Genomic DNA, 20,334 nt, shown 5'->3' on the forward strand with positions numbered 1-20,334 from the left:
CCTCATCCTAACTAATCCTATCTCATCGTAACAATGATAAGAGTAAAACAATCTTTTGCGTATATTTCATATAAAGGGTTTGATGAGCCACATAAATCGATATTCGATTATTTTCTTCGCAAATCACACAAAGCACAGTACCAAACACAAGCGAAGGTTATCGATACCCGCTCAGCAAGCCTTCATCTCCAATCCCATTCGCATGCCTTCACTCAACTTTCGTTAAACAACATTTCGTCCCATCCGGTCTCTAAACCTCAAAGCTTGGTATTTGCTTTCACCTATAAAGTCATATGTCAATTATACCATATTACATCGTAGGGTCGAAATTGTGGCGGCTAATATCTAAGCTAATTTCATAAATCAATTCTAACTTACAAGTTGACAATGTGTATTAACTGTATTAATAATAGTAATACAGATGGTACAGTGTCATACACACACTCACATATTCGCGGTCAATTTATTTCGCCATGCGATCTTCCCGGTATATAGAGTGCAATTGATGCATCGGAGAGGTTTTATCGGGTATAACATCTTCGGATAATGGTATCTGATGTGCGACTGTGTCTCCGGGACATTGCGTCACACATTTCTAACGATGCACCTTTAAGAGATGGATGCACGTTTGGCGCAAAGGTGTAAAATCACTATAGCATTCTGGCAGACTTCAAACACCCTTAGAAAAATAGATGGGTGCATTTTGAATGCTGTGCCATGCATCATGTCTGTCTGCTATGTATGTACGTATGTATGTGTATGTGATGTGTATGTATGCTCTCGTATGGCCTCATGTCGGTCTCCAGACACGTAAGACATCGAGGCCTGAGAGGCTACATGACGCGTATGCATAACAAAACTGCATGACAAAACAACATCACAAAGCAGCATCACAAAACCATATGATACCAACGCATAACACAGCCCAATGATAAGACTTGTTGAGCAGCAGAGAAGAGAAAACTAAGCTCAAGGTATATGTTTGACTTAAACGACCAAGAGCTGAATAAATACTCCAAAAGCTGAAACAAGCACGGCAGACAAAACGATGTAGGTCAATCATGTTAGAGAGGAGGTGCGGGATGTTCGAATTGGATGTACGCAGCCGTAAGGCGATCTATGAGCAGCTGGTGGAAAAAGTCAAGGAAATGATCGTGTATGGTATTCTGAAACCCGATGAGCAGCTTCCTTCCGTTCGGTCATTGTCAACGCAGCTTACGGTGAATCCGAATACGATCCAGAAGGCATACCGCGAGCTTGAGCGCGAAGGTTACATCTATTCCGTGCAGGGTAAAGGGAGTTTCGTATCACCATCTGTGGAACATCCGAAGGACGCTATGAAAGATGAGATCAGAGAATCCTTGGTGAAACTGATTGCCGAAGCTTCGTATTCAGGTTTAACCAAGGCAGAGATGACTCTTTTATTTGAAGAAGCGATGGCCCGTATAGAGAAGGAGGTGCCTCATGATTGAGTTGAATCAAGTCATGAAAACTTTTGAGAGTGAGAAGGCCGTCGATGGCGTAACGATGCACATACATAAGGGGTCAATCTACGGTTTGCTTGGTTCCAACGGCGCCGGCAAAACATCCCTGCTCAAAATAATCGCAGGTATTTATCGTCAAGACAGTGGGACGGTGCGTATTAATGGAACAGAAATCTACGAAAATCTGGACCTGAAAGGCCGCACGATTTTCATGGCGGATTCCCCTTACTTTTTTCCGCAATCGTCAATTCATCACATGGCTGCATTTTACCGTTCCGTCTATCCACGCTGGAGTGAGGAGCGCTTCAAGCAGTTGGCTTCTGTCTTCAAATTAGATGTAAAACGCAAGCTTCATCGCATGTCCAAAGGCATGCGCCGTCAAGCTGCGGTATGGCTGGGACTCAGCTGCATGCCAGAAATACTGCTTATGGATGAGCCCATCGATGGCCTCGATCCGGTTATGCGGCAGCAGATCAAAAACTTGCTGTTCCAGGAAGCAGCAGAGCGTCAGGTGACGATCATCATCTCATCTCACAATTTGCGGGAGATTGAAGATCTCTGTGACCATGTCGGCATTATGCATAAAGGTCAGATTATCGTCCAGAAGGATCTCGATGATCTCAAAGCCGATACCCACAAGATCCAGGTTGCTTTCCGTCATCCGGATCATGCCGCTGTTCTGAAAGAACAGGTTCACATTTTGCATGAAGAAAAAAGGGGAAGTGTCTCCTTATACATTGTTAAAGGTCAACGCGAGCAAGTTACCGAACAATTCCGTCTACATGACCCGTACTTGCTGGATGTATTGCCGTTAACGCTGGAAGAAATATTCATCTACGAAATGGAGGGTGCAGGGTATGACATTCAACCGATTATACTTTAACCGTGGCTTCCTGTACCAAAACTTCAGGCAACATGGATGGCTGGGCATCGTCTATCTACTTCTTTTATTATTTTCACTTCCACTGTATATCGGTACACAGGTACGGGATGTTCCAGGGGAGATTAGCAGTCTATTTAGAGCGAATGGAGAATTTCACTGGCTCTTCGCAGTCACAATCCCGGTTGTGATGGCTCTATTCCTGTTCCGCTACATTCAAGCGGGTGGGCCTGCAGATGTGTATCATAGTTTGCCGTTACATCGTAAACACTTGCTTACGATGAACCTGCTGACCGGATATGTGATGATTTTGGTTCCCATCTGGATCACCGCTGGAGTTACCGGTTGGGTATCAGCAACTCTGGTTGAACCTGCCTTTACCTTTGACGGAACAGTCATCTCCATGTGGGGCTTGACGATGAGCATAATCTCCCTGTTCATGTTTACATTGGCAGTAACGGTAGGGATGTGTATCGGGCAGTCTATTCTACAGGGACTTACCGTATATGGAATCTGCTTGATACCACTTATTTTCTGGGGTGCGTTTGAATTGCATCTGCAGCGTTATTTGTTTGGCTACCCGGAGAAAACTTCTCAATTACAGGCAGAGATGATATCTCCGATCTCACGGATCAGTAGGCTGAGTAGTGCCCCGGGCTGGAGCGAACTTACTATCTATGTAGCGTTGACCGTACTATTAAGCATTCTATCGTATCTTCTGTACCGTAAACGGCATGTAGAATCGGCAACGCAAGCCATTACATTCGGAATTGTAAAACCGATTTTCCGTTTTGGCTTCATGTTCACGGCTGTGTTGCTTAGTGGCGCTTATCTTTCAGCGATTTCACCTGGAAATCCCGAGGTATGGGGCGTTATAGGATACATTCTTGGAGGCATTGCGGGGTACATTGGAGCCGAGATGATCATTCGCAAAACCTGGCTGATCTGGAGCGGGAGTATACTTCCACGGTTTGCACTTTACGGAATTGCAGCAGCGCTGATCCTGTACGTGCCTGTTGCAGACTGGAACGGTTATGCAGCAAAAGTACCTTCCAAAAATAATGTAGAGAAGGTTCGTATTGGCGGCGATCAGTATATTTATGTCGATAATCAGTCTATAAAGCTGGATGATGAACACCTGTACTCTAACTCTACCGAATATATTGATGCTGTACTTGCACTTCATCAGAGCATTGTTGATGCTGGTCAGGATTTGAATATCAGAGGGCAAAATCACTATATCCCTGATGAAGAGCGTGTCCAAATTGACTATATGTTGAAAAACGGAAAGACGTTATCGCGGGAATATATGGTTCAGGAATCCAGTTTTCAACAAGAGTTTAAGAATCTGAAGAACTTCGAAGATTATAAAGTTGTCAGCTATGGAACCTATACACTGGACAATGACGTCCGGAGCATCGGTATCCGTTCAAGTCTTCTAAGCGATCGTGCTGTGTACATTAGTAACCCGCAGCTCATTCGTGAATTTAAAGATCTGCTAAAAGCAGAAATTTTAGATCAAACGTATGATGATCAGGAATCCCATTGGGAGTCTATTGCGTCAGCTGAGGTCTATCAAGATTACCAGGATGAGTTATCATCAAAAAGGATACTGGATAGCCCTAATCTTAGTTCAACATATGAGATTAAACCAACCTATACCCGTTTGATTGCATGGCTCAAAGAAAATAAGCTGTACGATCAGTTGCAGGTATCCACAGATGAAATTGCTTCGGCGCAGTTTATCAAACAGGAGATCGATAGCCCAGGTAAGGTTAGATGGGTCTATCCTGATCCGCAATTTATAGATGAAAATGTGAACGGTTATAAGAAGGTGGCTACCAAGAACAAAAAAATTATTAACGATTTGCTTCAACGCCAGAGATCAGGGGATTACACGGAGAATGGCACCTTCTATCAGATCAAACTTAATTTTATCAAAGGCCAGAACGTCTATATGATGTTAAAAGAGGAAGACCTGACCGAGGATATGAGAGCGATTTTGATCGATCCTTAAGGGCGTGTATTCACTGTTTGTGCATAATATTGAATCTCACGAGGAGTTACGCTGAACTTGACCAATCCATCCTTGTGGAATATATTAGAAAAAGTACAGATTCAAGCGATGCGTTGATTCATTAAAGCTCGAATCTCATAGGGAACGGCTCATGAGGGAAGCACCCGTAAGAGCAGGCATATGCCTGACTTGCGGGTGCCTTTTTGTCGTTAGCCGAGTCATTCTATGGCTAGCTTTGAATCTTGTGCTCGAAGGAAGCCACGCTCAGAGTGAATAGCGGTGGGGAATTTAAACTAATTTGCGAAGAAGGGGTGTAGACGGATATGCATTTAAACGGAGAGAAGAGACTGCTGGTACAGCCTCAAATACGGGGCAGACAATCCGTATTATTCAGATTCATCGTGATGTTTGCTGTAATGTTCAGCTTCGGAATGATTGGGAGTACATCAGCAGTTCATGGTGAGGGGATTGAACTGAATGTAACGGCGCAAAAAGCTTGGAACACGGTGCTGAACAAGGCGGACGCACAGACCAAACGTTCCTTGCAGCAATCGTACGAGAGTGCCGGGAGATGGAAGATTCATAACGAGATGTGGGAACAAAAGATCAAGCAACTGCGTGGGGTCAATTCTACTGAATTGAGACGGATTCGTAAGGCCATTAGTGGTATTGACGGAACAAAACTGGCATCGCTTCAACAGAGTCTGGAACAGACGCAAGCGCGCTATGAACCTTTGTTTACACTCTATAGCTCATTGAATAAGCAATTGTCGGCAGCCAAGGCTTTTCAGAGCAAAGAGTTAAGTTCAGCCATTCGGACTCAGACCGAGGCTTTAAAACCAATGGTACAACTGGCACGAGAAGAGATTCGTCTGAAGAAGATGGACCTTGCCGAGGTACGCAAACGCAAAACGAACGAGATGAAAAGACTGCGAACGATGTTAAATGGAGCGAATACTGTGCAAAAACAGATCCAAACAGCCAAAAAGCAAATCAGCTTATCCCGGAAAAGATATTCGAATGCGTTCCGAACATTAAAGCAAGCGCTGAAAAAGGGCGAACCCGCTCAAGTTCTACGTGATGTGAATTCCTTGGCTTCTTCCGCTGAGAAGTGGGCAGGTGTGAATGAGAATATTCACAGGCTGGAGCAAAATGTATCAGCAATCTACGCTAAAGTTAGCCAAGAGATAAGTGAAAAATCAAAATGATAGGTTAGTTGAACATGGTACGAGGTACAAGCCTAGTGATCGTGAACGATAAGAAGCTGAAAGGCATGTAGAGATCAAGTGTCAGATAAAAAAAGAGGGCGTCCCACAGTTAACCATAAAGATTCATGGCAAGATGCGAGATACCCTATTGTTTACTTATCAACCAATACCAACAATCTGCGCATGGCTTCTTCAACCGTGGCTCGTGGGCAGGCTACGTTAATTCGCATGAATCCGGCACTTTCTTTGCCGAATACAATGCCGTCATTAAAGGCAAGTCCAGCTTCATGAAGCAGTTTATGACTTAATTGAGCATGTGACAAGCCTAGTCCTCTGAAATCGACCCATAACAAGTAGGTTGCTTCAGGCAGATGGACCTTGACACTTGGCATATGCTCTGCAATAAATTGCTGCACGTATTCCATATTACCACGAATGTAAGCAAGACATTGGTCAAGCCAATCTTCTCCTCCATTATATGCAGCCTCGGTGGCAGCAGCTCCTAATGTGCTGACGCTGGACAATCCCATCGTGCGAACACCAAGGGCGAAACGCTCCCTCAATTCGGCATTGGGAATAATGATGTTGGATGTACATAATCCGGGTATATTAAACGTTTTGCTAGGTGCTGTGCAGATGATGCTCCGATCTGAGATCGCTTCTGAGATCAGACTTAATGGTGTATGGGTTCCGCGCTCATATATGAGATCAGCATGAATCTCATCCGATACGATAAGTACATTATACTTCACACATAGTGCCGAAAGCTCTTCCAGCTCTTCACGAGTCCATACTCGGCCAACTGGGTTTTGTGGACTGCAAAGGATGAGCATTTTCACCTTGCCTGTCTTCAGACTTGTCTCAAGCTGATCCAGATCCATGGTATATTGCCCTTGCTTCTCGATCAATGGATTAGTAATGAGTTCCCGGCCTTGGTTCTGTACCACGTCATAGAAGGGAGGATATACCGGGGGCTGAATGACTACAGCATCACCTGGTGAAGTGAATTGTTGCACCGCGATGCTAAGCGCTGGCACAATCCCTGGTGTGAAGACGATCCAGTCCGCATCGATTTTCCAGTTGTGACGGCGTTCCATCCAGTTTGCGACTGCAGCATGATAAGCCTCGGTACGCAGTGTATAGCCAAAGATCCCGTGAGCCATACGGGTTTGTAATGCTTCGATAACAGATGGAGGAGCGGCAAAATCCATGTCGGCCACCCACATGGGAAGTGCATCTGCTACACCGAAGATTTTCTCCAGCCCGTCCCATTTCTCGGATGCTGTAGATAACCGGGGAATCGGTGTGTCGAACGAACTTTGATTTATCATAAAAAAAGAAGCCCTCCTTGGTTCATTGGTTGGGTATATTGATTTTGGTTGTGATGTCCTTCAAACAAAACATTATTATCTAATACTTCTTCTATTTTCGCAACTTCTAAACCGTGTTACTATTTCTTCTGAACTCCAAAATAGCAAAGCCGCTTGCCAGGAATCTAGAGATTCCAGGCAAACGGCTCTTTTTATGTTTATGGTACGGTATTCCTAATTCAATGTTCTAAGTTCGTCAGATCTATAACTAGAACGATGAGGGGGCCTTTCCAAGTAATCACCTTACGTCCCGTTTAGGTGAACGTCACAGGTATTCGCTAAACCACCCAATGATATGCTCTAAACGTCTTACCCTTAGATGAGGATTACCGGAGCGGGATAATTCGTGGTTGGCTCCCGGGAAACGAACAAGCCGTGTTATCTGTTTACGTCGTTTCAATGCAACATACAGTTGTTCTGCTTGTTCTATCGGGCAACGTAGATCTTCTTCACTGTGAAGAATAAGCAGTGGTGTCTTCACGTTATTAACATAAGCAAGCGGCGAATGTTTCCACAATTTTTCTGTGTCTTCCCATGCGTTGCCGCCAATCTGATCCTCTGTAAAGAAGTATCCGATATCACTGACTCCGTAGAAAGATATCCAGTTAGAGATGGAACGCTGAGTAACCGCAGCTTTGAATCGATCGGTATGTCCTACGATCCAATTGGTCATAAAACCACCGTAGCTCCCCCCGGTTACACCCAGCCTGGATGCATCAATGAAAGCATACTGTGACAATGCATAATCGACGCACTCCATCAGGTCGCGATAATCCCCGCCGCCGTAATCCCCGCGACAAGCATTCACGAATTGCTGTCCATAGCCAAGGCTACCACGTGGATTCATATACATCACAGCATAACCTTGAGCGGCAAGCAGTTGGAACTCCTGCATAAATGTGAAACCGTACATCATGTGGGGGCCGCCATGGATCTCAAGAATGGTCGGAACTTTGACACCATCAACCAGGCCGTAAGGTTTCATAATCCAGCCTTGCATCTGCAGTCCATCTGAAGATTCATACCAGAAGGTTTCCGGTGTACTAAGCTGAATGTCGTGCTCCAGCTGCGGATTACTCCGGGTGAGCCGCACAGATTCAATCTCGGAGTTACCCGGTTGTTCATATAGATACAAGTCCCCCGGATGCTGCGTGTCGGCTACAGCGGCCACGATCGACCCTTGTGGCAGCTCGGAAAACTGGTATACCTCGCACTCCTCAGGCAACATATAATCGACATGACTCCCATCTAATGCAAAACGGGCTATGCGTACACTGCCATGTACAGAGGCAAGACAGAGAATCGACGAGCCGTCTTGTGAATATACCGGGCCAGTAGTAACAAGATGAGAGCGCATGTCACCAACAAGGCTATGATTGATCTGTACATCCCAATCTGTACTTAGACAGACAGGTGTCCCGCCCGATATGGGGAGTGTATATAGCTTCACAAGTGTAGCATTGCCATAGGAACGGTCACTCGCAAGAAGGGCTAGTGACTGTGCATCTGGAGCAAAACTAAGCCGATGGAAGGTGTATCCTTCGGATGTGAGTTGTTGTATATCTGACCCATCGGGTCTGGACATGTACACATGATTGGTTAAAGTAAAGTCATTATGATTATTGCCTTCTTCAGGCATCGTGGTAATCCAGGCAATTCGGGTTCCATCGGGTGACCAGACGTAATCACCAATATCGTAGTGGCCGGAGGTTACAGGGATAGCTTCTGAGCACGTTAGCGTGATCATAAAAAGATGATTGCGTCTGCCATTCCACAGTCCACCACTGTCGGATTTCATATGGATTCGGTCTACGATAGTTTCCTGAGGCAGGACACTGCTTGTACGATCTTCATTGGAACTTGCTGTAGCACTTTCGTCTTGTTTTTCATCGACATCTACAGAAGACTTTACAAGCAATGACTTGCCATCCGGCGACCATAAGAAGGAAGTCACACCATGTTGCAGATAACTGATCTGCAGCGCTTCTCCACCGTCCGAAGGAATCAGCCACACTTGAGAATGCCCGCCGACCTTTCGTATAAACGCAATCCGCGTTCCATCTGGTGACCAGGAAGGGGAGTGATCATGTTCTCCAAAAGTAAAAGGCTTGTCCTTTCTGGTCTCAAGATGAATCAGTCTTAGATGAGAGCGATATCCATCGCGTTGGTCATTGATTTGCCGACTGACATATACCAGAAGTCCACCTTGGGGAGATGGAACCGGATCATTAACCCATGTTATCTGATATAGATCTTCCGAAGTTATGCCGCGTTGTCCGTTCATCTTTAGCCCTCCCACTATCATTCAGATTGAATAATTTCCTAAGCTTTCCATTTATATTAACGGAAAGACAAGTACAGGACAATAACTTGCTGAACGGAATCAGGCTAGGAATTTACAGCGAGGGAGTGAACGGAGGCGACGTGTTTAAAAATATGTTGTAATGGTTTAATGTACAATGCAGTTAGTTTATATTTGTTTTGTTCTGCGCATGATTTAGTGGCTAGAAGGAGGAAATTACACTTGAACACATCTTATGAACAGCACGTGGAGTATCCGAGCAGGGGACGAATGGCTTGGTTTGCCGCCGGATCGGCGCTTTTTGTAGGCGCTGGATTATTCTTGATGTTTGATCCGTCAGAAGATGCGGGTTCTTCAATGATTTCGAGGGTGATTGGCCTGTTATCCATTCTCTTTTTTGGATTATGTTTCGTATACTATCTGGTAAAGATGATTAAGAAAGAACCTTCCTTTGTGATTAATGAACGTGGATTTATCGATTCTTCCTCTTATACCTCAGGCGGCGAAGTGAGCTGGGAGGATGTTGAACATATTTTTATGTATGAATTCATGGGACAACAAATGATTGGCGTCAAATTGAAAGATGAACAGGCGTTTCTGGAGCGTCAGAGCGGGATGAAGAGAAAACTGATGACGGCGAGTACTAACATGGTTGATGCGACGATCAGTATCCCTCAGAATAGCATTACGTTGCCCCTTGATCAACTGTGTCTAATGATGATTAATCATTGGCAACGTGTTCAAGATATAGAACAAGTTGATCCGTCTCGACCAGGAGAAATAGCGAAGGACTAAAGAAGTGAGCACACAATAAGGAAAAACCGTTCCGAATAGCGGATAACATATAGAGGAGCAGGTCATGGAGACCTGCTTTTTTTATTTGCGTTCTGACGACATTTCAAAATAGGCTTTACAACACTATACTACTAGTGTACTATTTAACTAGCACACCAATACAGAAGGGAGCGAGAACATTGTGGCTATAGAATTTGATAATAATTTACCGATCTATATGCAGATCATGCAATACATCAAGCGGCAGATTGTAACCGGTGCCCTTAAGGCAGGAGATAAAATTCCATCGGTTCGTGAACTCGCTGCTGAATTGCAGATTAATCCGAATACTATACAGCGAACGTTCCAGGAACTGGAGCGAGAAGAAGTGGTTGAAACGAAGCGGGGCTTGGGCAGATATGTGACAAGTGAGGAGAGAAAAATCATGATGATCAAAAAGGAGATGGCAGGTGAACTGCTAGATCGATTTCTGAAGGGAATGCAGGAGCTCGGAATTGAAGAGAAGGATATCGTGTCGATTGTAACGGATGCTCTGGCAGAAGGAAGTCAGGAGAAGGGAGGACAGACACATGAGTAATTTACTTGAACTCAATCAGGTCAGCAAGGTATACGGCAAGAAGGAGGCATTACACAACGTTTCGCTTCATATTGCTCCTGGCCGGATTGTAGGTCTGCTCGGCAGTAATGGTAGTGGTAAAAGCACACTGATGAAACTGGTCGCGGGTTTGCTACATCCTGCTAGTGGAAGTATTCAGGTTACAGGTAAGCGAATCGGCCTGGAGACGAAGTCACTTGTTTCATTCATGCCTGATCGTCCATTAACGGAGAAGTGGATGAGGGTGCGAGATGCAATAGCGTACTACCGCGATTTTTACGCAGATTTTGATGAAGAAAAGGCACAGGAGATACTGGAGTTCATGAGTCTCGGAAAGGATGATCGTGTTAGTCATCTGTCCAAAGGGATGAATGAGCGACTGCAGTTAACACTAGCTCTTTCCCGTAAGGCAAAACTGTATTTGCTGGATGAACCGATTGGAGGGGTTGATCCGGTAGCCAGAGGTAAAATTCTGGATGCCATCGTCAAGTTCTACGATGAAGACAGCAGTTTGATCATATCCACACATCTGGTGAATGACATTGAACGTATATTTGACGAAGTGATCTTTATTCGGGAAGGCAAGCTGGTCATGCATGAGGAAGTCGAGACCATTCGGCTGAAACATGGAAAAAGTGTGGATGAGATGTTTAAGGAGGTCTTTGCAGAATGATGACATTGTTGAAATATGATTTTCGGAGAAATTGGAATACATTGCTCGCAGGACTCGTTATTCTGATGATTATTCAGCTGGTACAGACGATATTAATGTCTCCCGTTACAGGGAGTCTGCTTGGCATTATGGCTTATATAGGAGCCGGCGTGGCCATTTTCGTGAAAGTGATCAGAACTTATACGGCCAACATCCGCTCTTATAATCGTCGTTTGATCCCGGTGACGGGCCTGTCTCATGTGTTGTCCCCAATCATTTTTGGTTTTCTTTGTGGATTGGGTCTGCTGCTGCTTGGGTTAATTCACGGTTACCTTTATATCACGATGAAGCTGGGAATGAATCTGTCCACTTATCTGGATATACCGAATATTAACATCGCGAATATCATTAGCACACTGCTATTTACAGGCTGGATTGTTCTGTTCATGACCATTATTATCTTTTTCTCCATTAGCGTAGCAGGTACTTTCCGCTGGAAAACAGGTCCATGGATCGGAATTGCGACCTTCTTTATTGTAACCTACCTGCTCAGCTGGTTGGAAAATATGATTTTTGCAGGAAAGTTTAGCCCTAGTGATCTGTTCCAATTCACCGAAGAGAGCACAGGTATTTCTTTTACCTCGAGTGGAGTCATATGGACAGATGGGCGCTGGGTAAGCACTGCGTTTGAAATAGCTATCGCTGTACTTCTCATGTGGGCAATGGTCTATATGAACAATAAAAAAGTAGAGGTGTAATCATTTCGTCAACAATAAAATACTGTACGGATATAACGGGTGGCGGAGCTGCTCGTTTTTTTAAACAGAAAATTACGGAGGATATGCACCCAACTTCAGTTTGAATACGTAAATTGATGTATATAGGATGTCTTATTAAGAAATGAATTCACTTGTTATGCATCGAGAATGACGGCAACGGGAAGGAGAAAGGGATATGCAATTATATTTCAGAGATAATTTCTTTAATGCGGGATCAACGGAAATTATGAATGCCAATCAGGAACGAGCAGGATTCCTGGATCTAAAAAGTATGTTTGGATCATCACTTGAGGTATCAGACGAATACGGTCTGGTGTGCAGTGGCAAATTTCGCATGTTAACGAGTCGCTGGGACGTGACAGCAGCGGACGGTACACATCTGGGAGTGTTGAGAGGAAGGTTCAGCTTTTTCAGCAAAAAATATGAATACGATGCCGGTTCACGCGGTCTATATGATGTATCTGCTCCGGCCTTTTCGCAGGAATATGATGTGACCGACGGAGCTGGCCGGATCGTCGCAAGTTTCCGCCGTACAAGTGGCTGGTTTAGTTCAGGGGCATTTGTACTGGATAACCAATCGGAATATTTGAACACCTATGAATTGGTTGCTGTGGTGATGGGAGTACACGCCATTAACAAAAGACGAAATGCAGCAAACAGTAGCAGTGCTACGTAAATCGAGTTTTTTGCAGCATTCCGTCCCTTATTCGATGGAGTATTCGATTGAGGATGTTAATCTAATCAGCTTGTGCTGTAGTTTCATGTTCCACCTGCGCAGACTCGGACTGTTCATAACGGGCCAAAACTTTGGCCGCAGTCTCGGACATTCGTTCCTGCAAGGCGGTATCGTTAATGATTCGAACACGTTTGCCGAGAAAACGCATTTTGGACAACACATAATCGATCTCATTTCGCGAAACTTTCAGCAGAATCCGATAGATCTGTTGAGTTTCGTTATACTCGACCTGTCTCTCAAAACTGGAGAAAGCATACAGAATGCGAGATAACTCCGTATTAAACTCAGGCAGCACCTCGATGGTAAGCGTCGTTTTACGTTTCTCGGTTAGGAGAGCGATGCTTGCTTTATATCGGGATGCTGCTTCTGGTTTGATGGACCGGGCCTCCAGCTTGGTGATGCTATGCAGTTTGGTGGACATTAATCTCCCGAAATGTGGAGCATACCAGAGGACATACCATTCCTTTTTAACCATGGAATATTCAAGTTTATAAGGGAAACCGAACTGCTCCTGACTTGTGCGCCCGCTGCGGATTCGTCCTGTCATCTGAAACCCTTGACCTTGCAATATGATCTGCCTTAACGGTCTGAGCAGCGGATGCGAAACACTGCGTTCTTCACTTTTGGCTTTTTCGGTCAAATAATCCTGAAGATTCAGGTGTTGCTCACCGTCCAGCATATGGTTCAGTTTTGCCCATGTTTCTGGACTTAACGCCTCTTGTGCAGCTGGATGTTCCATCATCATTCGCAACCAGGCTCGTTCCTGTGAAGTCCACGTGAACACTCCCGTCTCATTCAGCCTCGTCATAATCTGATAGTTGAACATCTTCTCGAACAGGTTCATAGTACGCGGCAATCTCCTTCCATTCCTCAATCATCTCCTGGCGCAGCCTAGGCGGAGCCAGAATCTCACAACTGGAGCCAAAGCTGCGCAGCCAAGGTTTAATCTCTGTTGTGCCATTCACCCGGATTTCATATCGAAAGCTATGATCCGTTTCTGGCGTAATGGTTCCCCATTGTCCTTGCAAGCGGACACGATCCAGAATAAAGTTACGCTGTCCCTCTCCCGGGTGGAAAAAGCGTGCTTGCACCGTCACGGTGCTTCCTGTGTCGACTAGCCAGCTGTATCGGCTTATCTCTGCCCACTCTTTTTTCAATGCGGACATATGCTCTTCTTCAATGGGATGGAGCTCCTCCAGCTGAGTGATGCCCTCCATCCGAAACTTTACATATCTTCGCCGGCTCTGATATCCGATGACATACCAACGCCCATACTGATGATCATAGACGACTTCAATCGGGGTGATCCGGATGGAACTTCCACTACCTTCCCGTTCAAACTTGGGATTGGTGTTTTGCGAGCTGTAGGTGGAAGGTTTTTTCGGCGAAAAATACTGAAACTGCACGCGTTTACGCTGGCGTATGGCACCGAGTAAGGGAAAGAGATGAGCTTCGTCCAGAATGCGCGAAACATAATGGTATTTATAAATATATGGCTCTGTCGCTTCTTCTTGCGGATAATTTGCCGTAATCACTTTTTTCAGACTATCCCGGAGGAGATACCCCTGCACCGATGGAATCTGCGTGTTCGCCATGATATCGACAAAGTCGTACAGCTCCAGCTGCTCCTCTGGCGTAAGTTCCGTCAGTACATCCTGTTGTAAGGCATACCGATAGGGGCGCCCGCCCGGTTCTCTGCGAATGACACCCACTTCCTCCAGGTACTTGAGATCCGTCCGTATCGTTTTTTCATCAGGCAGTGCCCAATCCTCCGGCAGGTCGGCGCAGCACGCATCCAGCAATTCCATCGCGGTTCGTGCGGAATCTTGAAGTGTGTGCAAAATGACGGACAAGCGCTCAACTTCTGATTCTTTCATCGATTTGGCGCGAAAAAGGAAGAGCAGCAGGGGCTCGGCGGACTCGCCGTACTGAAAACGAACAAGATCTGCCATCTCCCGGCCAGAGTCACTGTCATGGTCTTGATTGGTCAAGCTAAGGTGAATATCTCGCAGCTTGCGCTGAGTCTTATCAAAGGTATGTACAGATATGCCAAGTCGTTTGGCGTATTGCTGACGGTTATATGCACCGCTGGTCAGAGACAGCATCCGCAGGAACTGAATCTCTTTGTCAAAGCTTTCTTTGGCCATGTGTCTCACTCCCGTATGGATTGTGATCTCTTTATTGTATCAAGATCAACGTCTGTTTTCATTGCAAAGTTGCTTTTATTCGCGCAGATTCGCTCCAAAGTCCCACTAAAGTCGTCATACTTTCACCATGTTCGGAGTGCAGGATATCTAGCATACTACAAGGAGAAGATTGAACATATGAGAATAAAACATTTTACCGTAGCTTTGTAGACGGTACCGAGATGGAGGAGATCAAGTATGACCGGAGTGGATCAAACGATGAGAGACCATATCGTAAGACAGCTCGCTCAGATCGAGCAGGAGGAGCATGTTCGCATTATCTATGCCTGTGAGTCAGGCAGCCGGGCTTGGGGCTTTCCTTCTCAGGACAGTGACTATGATGTGCGTTTTATTTATGTCAGACCTTTGGAGTGGTATTTGTCGATCGATGATCAGCGAGATGTGATTGAACGTCCGATCAGCGACCAGTTGGATATAAACGGATGGGATATACGCAAAGCACTGAAACTGTTCCGCAAGTCCAACCCGCCATTGCTGGAGTGGCTGCAGTCCCCAATCCAGTATGAGGAGCAATATAGCGTCGCTGAGCAGATCCGTAGTCTGTCACCGCTGACGTTTTCACCAAAATCATGTATGTATCACTACCTGAACATGGCTAAGGGCAACTTCCGTGATTACTTGCAAGGCGAACAGGTGAAGATCAAGAAATACTTCTACGTACTGCGACCGCTGCTGGCCTGCGGCTGGATTGAACATAATGAAAGTATGCCGCCGATGGCGTTTGAGGAGCTTGTTGATGCCTTGGTTCCAGCGGACACTTCCCTGTATACCGAGATTCAGGAACTGCTACGCCGAAAAAAAGCTGGAGACGAAATGGATATGGAGCCGCAGCTTCCTGCCATTCAATCATATATTGTTGATCAAATTGCACATGTGGAGCAGATAGCTGCCGGGATTGAGGGACAAGTAACTGTGGAGACTGAGACATTAAACCGGATATTTCGATCAGCTGTACAGGAAGTTTGGGCATCAACAAAGTAGAGTGATTTCAAGTGTATAACTGGTTTATAAATCAACGAGAGAACGAGAGGAGGAGAAGATATGCATCTGATCTTAAAAGCTAGTGGAGCGAATGCAGGGGTCGTGTCTCATCTGCTCGCCAAAAATCCGAACAACGTGTATGACCGAACGGATAAAGGTGTACGTGTCCGGATGGTCTATACGACAACCTTGGAGCAGGAGACAGAGGTAGAAGTGTTCATTCATGCCGAGCCCGATCCAGTTCAACTGGTCAGAGGTACACCGGATGGATACGATATTACGCAATACATCAATGACAGGGAGTTCGTGACCAGCAGTCTATTCTGCTCCTACATACGTGGTGCACTGGGCACGGCACTGAATGGCAAACCGAAGGAAGACTACGTTCAGTGGGTGGACCATGCCTTCGAATTGGAGCTGAAGTTTGGCCCGGTGGCTTCCGATCTGCCTGACCGTGTGGTGGAGGAGCTATTCTCCCCTCTGGGATATGAAGTAACTATAGAACGGGGAGAGTCAGCCTACTCTTTTGACCTGAAAAATAGAAGCACAGTTCGTCACATTACGATACGTGGTAAGCAAACGATACAGCAATCTTTACGCCAATTGTTTCTGCTGATTCCGGTGCTGGATAACTATAAGCATTATTTTATCAGTGAGGATGAGATGGATAAAATCAACCGATATGGCGAGGGGTGGCTAGACACACATCCGCTTAAGGAGCTTATCGTTAGGCGTACTCTTCGTTTTGCTGAATTGATTCGGACGTATGAACGTCAGTATGGAGCATTAACTGCTGGAACACTGAGATCTGAGCAGGGAGAGGGAGCGACCGGTTACCAGCAGGTAAAAGCGGAACCTGAGTCAGCATTACCTGTGCATGAGGATAAGGATATAAGTGCAGATGCAGCTGTAGACTCGTCCGAAACACCTGTACGCCTGAATGATTTACGCTATCGAGCTATCACAGATATCGTGGCTTCGTTGTCGGATAAACGGCGTATTGTGGATATGGGTGCAGGGGAAGGCAAGTTGTCTGCTCGCCTCGCTTATATCTCTGGCGTGGAATCCATCCTTGCTGTTGAGCCTTCGGGTCAATCACGTCTGCGGGCGATGGAACGATTCGCCAAAATGCAGGATCGGCCTGGAGTTAAAGTTATACCCGAGCCGATGCTAGGTTCATTGTTTTATTTTGATGAGCAGATGCAGCATCAGGATGTCATGATCTTGTGTGAAGTGATTGAACACATTGAGGAATATCGTTTGGATGGCATTCTGGATACCATTCTGAAGGAGTATCAGCCGAAAGTGTTACTGATGACAACACCAAACAAGGAATATAACGAAGTGTATGCGATGGAGCAAGAGCAGCTACGTCACCATGATCATCGTTTTGAATGGACACGGGAGGAATTTAACAGTCGTTGTGCACATTGGGCGGAAAAAAGTAATTATACCTATGAGATCAGCGGAATTGGTATGGACAAAGAAGGCTTCGGACAGCCAACACAACTGGCCATGTTCACACGGAGAAAGGAGGAGCAGGGATGAGAAGAGATAAACAGACAAATACGGGGGATCACAGTCATTCACACACTGAATCGGGTCCGGGAAAGCCAGGTTATAAGGACTATATGCAGGACAGGCAGCTTCATGAAGAACACGACAGACAGCCGGGTAGACAGCGAGAGATTCCGTTGCCGCATGCAGGAATCGTTGTACTGATTGGCCCATCGAATAGTGGTAAAAGCACATTGCTGGCCGAGCTTGTAGCTGAGGATGTTATTCGTGCTACCGAGGTGGTTTCGTCTGATCAGTTTCGTATGCTGGTTGGTGACGAAGAGTATGTGGAATGGAGGCATCGACCTCGCAGTGAAGCAGATGTGTTGTACGCTGAATATCAGCAGGTATCAGCCAAAGCATTTGAAGCGATGGAAGCAATGCTCGCAACCCGTTGTCGTCTGAACAAGCTGACCTGGGTGGATGCGACTCATCTGTATCCCGAGGATCGCGAACGGTTGATTGAGCTGGCGCGTAAAGCCCATGTGCCTATCATCGCGAGCGTTCTGGATGTACCGGAGCATGTATTGCTTGAGCGTGATGAACGGCGCAAACATCCGCGTGGACGTCAGCGGGTAAAACAGCAAGCACAGCAATTCAAACGTACCTTGCGCTCCATCCGTGATGAAGGATTTGATGCGAGCTATGTGCTGAAACACCCTTACCCTGTGACCTTTGTACGTACAACGAATCCGCTGATGTTAGACATGGGCACGGGGATTGATATCATTGGCGATATCCACGGCTGTTACGATGAAATGATGGAGCTCATTTATCGTCTAGGGTACGTGGATGAACGAGGCGATGGCATGATGCGCCATCCCGAAGGGCGAAAGCTCGTTTCTGTCGGGGATGTAAGCAGCCGTGGGCCGGAATCGTTAAAATGTTTGCTTTTCTGGCAGCGGCATTGTGAAGCTGGTCTTGCTTATATGGTCGACAGTAACCACGGATGGAAAATAGCGCGTTATCTGGACGGACGTGACGTTACATTGAATCATGGGGATGAGCTTGTAGAAGCCGAGCTGATGCAACTGGAACAAGTCCAAGGCGCGGATCGGGCACAGCAAGTTCAGGCAGAACTGCGAGATTTTCTGCTTGGAGCACCGTCACATCTGGTGTTCACCCAAAACGGTGTACGGCAGGTCGTTGTTGCCCATGCGGGGATACGAGATCATTTTATCGGTAAGCAGTCCAAGCGCATTCAGGATTACTGCCGGTATGGGGATGTGGATGGAACAGATGAGAGAGGAAGGCCAGTGCGCAAGGATTGGTACGTAGACCATACATCTGGTGAATGCGTTGTCTGGGGACATGATCCAAGACCGTACCCTACCATGGTGAATGACACCGTCAATATTGATCAGGGCGTTGTATTTGGGGGCATGCTCACGGCATGGAGAATGCCGGAACGGGAGATCGTTAGTGTACCGGCGAAGCAAGACTATGCCCAGGACCCGGATAGTCCGTTGAAACGTTGGGAACAACAGCGCTTTGCACCGCCGAACATACGCAAGTTCAAGAACGGTTTTACGGTGCAGACAGGGTCAAGGTTGAATGTCACTGTGCAGGGAGAATTGGCACAGACGGCGCTGGATACTTTCTCACATTTTACGGTACCACTTGAGGAACTGGTCTATATCCCGCCAACCATGAGTCCACCGCCGGGTGAATGTTCTGTGGAAGGGTTTACGGAGCATCCGAGGGATGCGTTCCGTTACTATCGTTCACAGGGAGTAACTCGTATGGTTGCGGAGAAGAAACATATGGGGAGTCGGGCTATTCTAATCCTGTTCCGTGATGAACAGGCTGCCTCCCAGCGTGTAGGAAGACCGATACTGGGCCGGATCGTAACACGCACAGGACGATCCTTTTTTGATCCAACGACAGAGCAGGAGATACTCTCCAGATTACACGCGGACTTGACTGTGGAGGGATATTTCGAACGGTATCAGACCGAATTTGTTTTGTTGGATGCAGAGATTGTACCTTGGAATCTGAAAGCACAGGAGCTGATCGCTTCACAATACGCTCATGTTGCTGAAGCAGCATTGTTGGATCGCAGCGTTGGGGTAGACAAAATCCGTGAGGCTGCGAAAGCAGGCCGTGATGTCGCCGATTGGTTACAGGAAACGGAGGTTAAGCTGGCGAATGCCCGGACTTTCCGGGATGTGTTCCAATACTACTGCTGGGATGTCAAGGACATCGGTGACATCCGTATTGCACCGTTTCATATTCTCGCTCATAGCACGGGAACGTTCTGGGAGCAGACCCATGAGTGGCATATGGAGAAGAGCCGGGAGCTGGCTCAGATCTCGGGGCTCATGATGGAGACGGAATACCGTGTTATTGCAGATGAGACAGATGAGGAAGACATCATTCGCTGGTGGGAGGAGATTACAGCGGAAGGTCATGAGGGGATCGTAATCAAACCCGAGACATTCCGCAGTTGGAACGGGAACAAGATGATTCAGCCTGCACTGAAAGTTAGAGGGCGTGCATATTTGCATATCATCTACGGCATGGATTATCTGGCTCCTGAGCATGTTGCTCGTCTTCGCAAACGCAAGACGTCCAAAAAGGAACGGCATGCGCTACTGGAAAGTGCTTTGGGCATGGAAGGGGTCGAACGTTTTGTGCGCGGCGAATCCATAGAGCGAATTCATGAATGTGTGCTCGCTGCCTTATCTCTTGAATCGGAACGAGTAGATCCGCGTTTATAGGCTTTTCATATAGACACGGAGTGAACGTTAGATGAGTGGAAGTGCCCACTT

At 46.4% G+C, this 20,334-nt stretch carries 16 protein-coding genes; 12 read left to right on the forward strand and 4 right to left on the reverse strand.

Annotation, left to right across the window (positions count from 1 at the left end; all coding sequences use genetic code 11):
* Window positions 1-1,082: 1,082 nt before the first annotated feature.
* From PQG66_RS16320 to PQG66_RS16335, 4 genes are all read left to right on the forward strand, one after another.
* A complete protein-coding gene (locus tag PQG66_RS16320) occupies window positions 1,083-1,472 on the forward strand; it encodes a GntR family transcriptional regulator (RefSeq protein ID WP_272038811.1) in 390 nt (129 codons plus the stop codon).
* A complete protein-coding gene (locus PQG66_RS16325; protein WP_272038812.1) occupies window positions 1,465-2,367 on the forward strand; it encodes an ABC transporter ATP-binding protein in 903 nt (300 codons plus the stop codon). The genes PQG66_RS16320 and PQG66_RS16325 overlap by 8 nt, the downstream gene beginning before the upstream one ends.
* On the forward strand, window positions 2,342-4,381 hold the full coding sequence (locus PQG66_RS16330) for a hypothetical protein (protein WP_272038813.1): 2,040 nt from the start codon (window positions 2,342-2,344) through the stop codon (window positions 4,379-4,381). Before PQG66_RS16325 ends, PQG66_RS16330 begins: the two co-directional genes overlap by 26 nt.
* Before the next feature lie 323 nt (window positions 4,382-4,704).
* Window positions 4,705-5,589, forward strand: coding sequence for a hypothetical protein (locus tag PQG66_RS16335; protein WP_272038814.1), 885 nt, complete (start codon window positions 4,705-4,707; stop codon window positions 5,587-5,589).
* A 152-nt stretch (window positions 5,590-5,741) separates the two neighbouring features.
* On the opposite strand, the gene PQG66_RS16340 is transcribed toward PQG66_RS16335, so the two are convergent.
* Window positions 5,742-6,920 (reverse strand): MalY/PatB family protein, encoded by a 1,179-nt coding sequence (locus PQG66_RS16340; RefSeq protein WP_272038815.1) that lies wholly within the window; start codon window positions 6,918-6,920, stop codon window positions 5,742-5,744.
* A gap of 304 nt (window positions 6,921-7,224) precedes the next feature.
* Window positions 7,225-9,243, reverse strand: coding sequence for a S9 family peptidase (locus PQG66_RS16345; protein WP_272038816.1), 2,019 nt, complete (start codon window positions 9,241-9,243; stop codon window positions 7,225-7,227).
* Window positions 9,244-9,483: 240 nt separating this feature from the next.
* Here PQG66_RS16345 and PQG66_RS16350 point away from each other — a divergent pair, with 240 nt between their 5' ends.
* The 5 genes from PQG66_RS16350 (at window position 9,484) to PQG66_RS16370 (ending at window position 12,758) form a co-directional block, all read left to right on the forward strand.
* Entirely contained in the window at window positions 9,484-10,056 is a 573-nt protein-coding gene (locus PQG66_RS16350) for an STM3941 family protein (protein ID WP_272038817.1), read from the forward strand.
* A 181-nt stretch (window positions 10,057-10,237) separates the two neighbouring features.
* Window positions 10,238-10,633: a GntR family transcriptional regulator gene (locus PQG66_RS16355; protein WP_272038818.1), complete on the forward strand. Its 396-nt coding sequence runs from the start codon at window positions 10,238-10,240 to the stop codon at window positions 10,631-10,633.
* A complete protein-coding gene (locus PQG66_RS16360) occupies window positions 10,626-11,324 on the forward strand; it encodes an ABC transporter ATP-binding protein (RefSeq protein WP_272038819.1) in 699 nt (232 codons plus the stop codon). The genes PQG66_RS16355 and PQG66_RS16360 overlap by 8 nt, the downstream gene beginning before the upstream one ends.
* Window positions 11,321-12,061 (forward strand): hypothetical protein, encoded by a 741-nt coding sequence (locus PQG66_RS16365; protein WP_272038820.1) that lies wholly within the window; start codon window positions 11,321-11,323, stop codon window positions 12,059-12,061. The genes PQG66_RS16360 and PQG66_RS16365 overlap by 4 nt, the downstream gene beginning before the upstream one ends.
* A gap of 196 nt (window positions 12,062-12,257) precedes the next feature.
* Entirely contained in the window at window positions 12,258-12,758 is a 501-nt protein-coding gene (locus tag PQG66_RS16370; RefSeq protein WP_272038821.1) for a hypothetical protein, read from the forward strand.
* Between the two features lie 61 nt (window positions 12,759-12,819).
* Here the strand turns inward: PQG66_RS16370 and PQG66_RS16375 are convergent, their stop codons facing one another.
* Both PQG66_RS16375 and PQG66_RS16380 read right to left on the reverse strand, forming a co-directional pair.
* Window positions 12,820-13,644, reverse strand: a complete 825-nt coding sequence (locus tag PQG66_RS16375) for a WYL domain-containing protein (RefSeq protein ID WP_272038822.1) — start codon at window positions 13,642-13,644, stop codon at window positions 12,820-12,822.
* Window positions 13,610-14,965 (reverse strand): helix-turn-helix transcriptional regulator, encoded by a 1,356-nt coding sequence (locus PQG66_RS16380; protein ID WP_272038823.1) that lies wholly within the window; start codon window positions 14,963-14,965, stop codon window positions 13,610-13,612. The genes PQG66_RS16375 and PQG66_RS16380 overlap by 35 nt, the downstream gene beginning before the upstream one ends.
* Before the next feature lie 237 nt (window positions 14,966-15,202).
* On the opposite strand from PQG66_RS16380, the gene PQG66_RS16385 reads away from it, so the two are divergent.
* From PQG66_RS16385 to PQG66_RS16395, 3 genes are all read left to right on the forward strand, one after another.
* Window positions 15,203-16,006: a nucleotidyltransferase domain-containing protein gene (locus PQG66_RS16385; RefSeq protein ID WP_272038824.1), complete on the forward strand. Its 804-nt coding sequence runs from the start codon at window positions 15,203-15,205 to the stop codon at window positions 16,004-16,006.
* Between the two features lie 60 nt (window positions 16,007-16,066).
* On the forward strand, window positions 16,067-17,554 hold the full coding sequence (locus tag PQG66_RS16390; RefSeq protein WP_272038825.1) for a 3' terminal RNA ribose 2'-O-methyltransferase Hen1: 1,488 nt from the start codon (window positions 16,067-16,069) through the stop codon (window positions 17,552-17,554).
* 83 nt (window positions 17,555-17,637) lie between these two features.
* Complete coding sequence (locus tag PQG66_RS16395; protein ID WP_272039172.1) at window positions 17,638-20,283, forward strand: polynucleotide kinase-phosphatase; 2,646 nt, start codon at window positions 17,638-17,640, stop codon at window positions 20,281-20,283.
* Window positions 20,284-20,334: the final 51 nt, after the last annotated feature.

It is taken from the genome of Paenibacillus sp. JJ-100 (assembly GCF_948329825.1).
Lineage (GTDB): Bacteria > Bacillota > Bacilli > Paenibacillales > Paenibacillaceae > Paenibacillus.

Coding starts and splice junctions, on each gene's coding strand:
- PQG66_RS16320 (WP_272038811.1), top strand. CDS start 1,083: ATGTTCGAATTGGATGTACGCAGCCGTAAGGCGATCTATGAGCAGCTG.
- PQG66_RS16325 (WP_272038812.1), top strand. CDS start 1,465: ATGATTGAGTTGAATCAAGTCATGAAAACTTTTGAGAGTGAGAAGGCC.
- PQG66_RS16330 (WP_272038813.1), top strand. CDS start 2,342: ATGACATTCAACCGATTATACTTTAACCGTGGCTTCCTGTACCAAAAC.
- PQG66_RS16335 (WP_272038814.1), top strand. CDS start 4,705: ATGCATTTAAACGGAGAGAAGAGACTGCTGGTACAGCCTCAAATACGG.
- PQG66_RS16340 (WP_272038815.1), bottom strand. CDS start 6,920: ATGATAAATCAAAGTTCGTTCGACACACCGATTCCCCGGTTATCTACA.
- PQG66_RS16345 (WP_272038816.1), bottom strand. CDS start 9,243: ATGAACGGACAACGCGGCATAACTTCGGAAGATCTATATCAGATAACA.
- PQG66_RS16360 (WP_272038819.1), top strand. CDS start 10,626: ATGAGTAATTTACTTGAACTCAATCAGGTCAGCAAGGTATACGGCAAG.
- PQG66_RS16365 (WP_272038820.1), top strand. CDS start 11,321: ATGATGACATTGTTGAAATATGATTTTCGGAGAAATTGGAATACATTG.
- PQG66_RS16370 (WP_272038821.1), top strand. CDS start 12,258: ATGCAATTATATTTCAGAGATAATTTCTTTAATGCGGGATCAACGGAA.
- PQG66_RS16375 (WP_272038822.1), bottom strand. CDS start 13,644: ATGTTCAACTATCAGATTATGACGAGGCTGAATGAGACGGGAGTGTTC.
- PQG66_RS16380 (WP_272038823.1), bottom strand. CDS start 14,965: ATGGCCAAAGAAAGCTTTGACAAAGAGATTCAGTTCCTGCGGATGCTG.
- PQG66_RS16385 (WP_272038824.1), top strand. CDS start 15,203: ATGACCGGAGTGGATCAAACGATGAGAGACCATATCGTAAGACAGCTC.
- PQG66_RS16390 (WP_272038825.1), top strand. CDS start 16,067: ATGCATCTGATCTTAAAAGCTAGTGGAGCGAATGCAGGGGTCGTGTCT.
- PQG66_RS16395 (WP_272039172.1), top strand. CDS start 17,638: ATGCAGGACAGGCAGCTTCATGAAGAACACGACAGACAGCCGGGTAGA.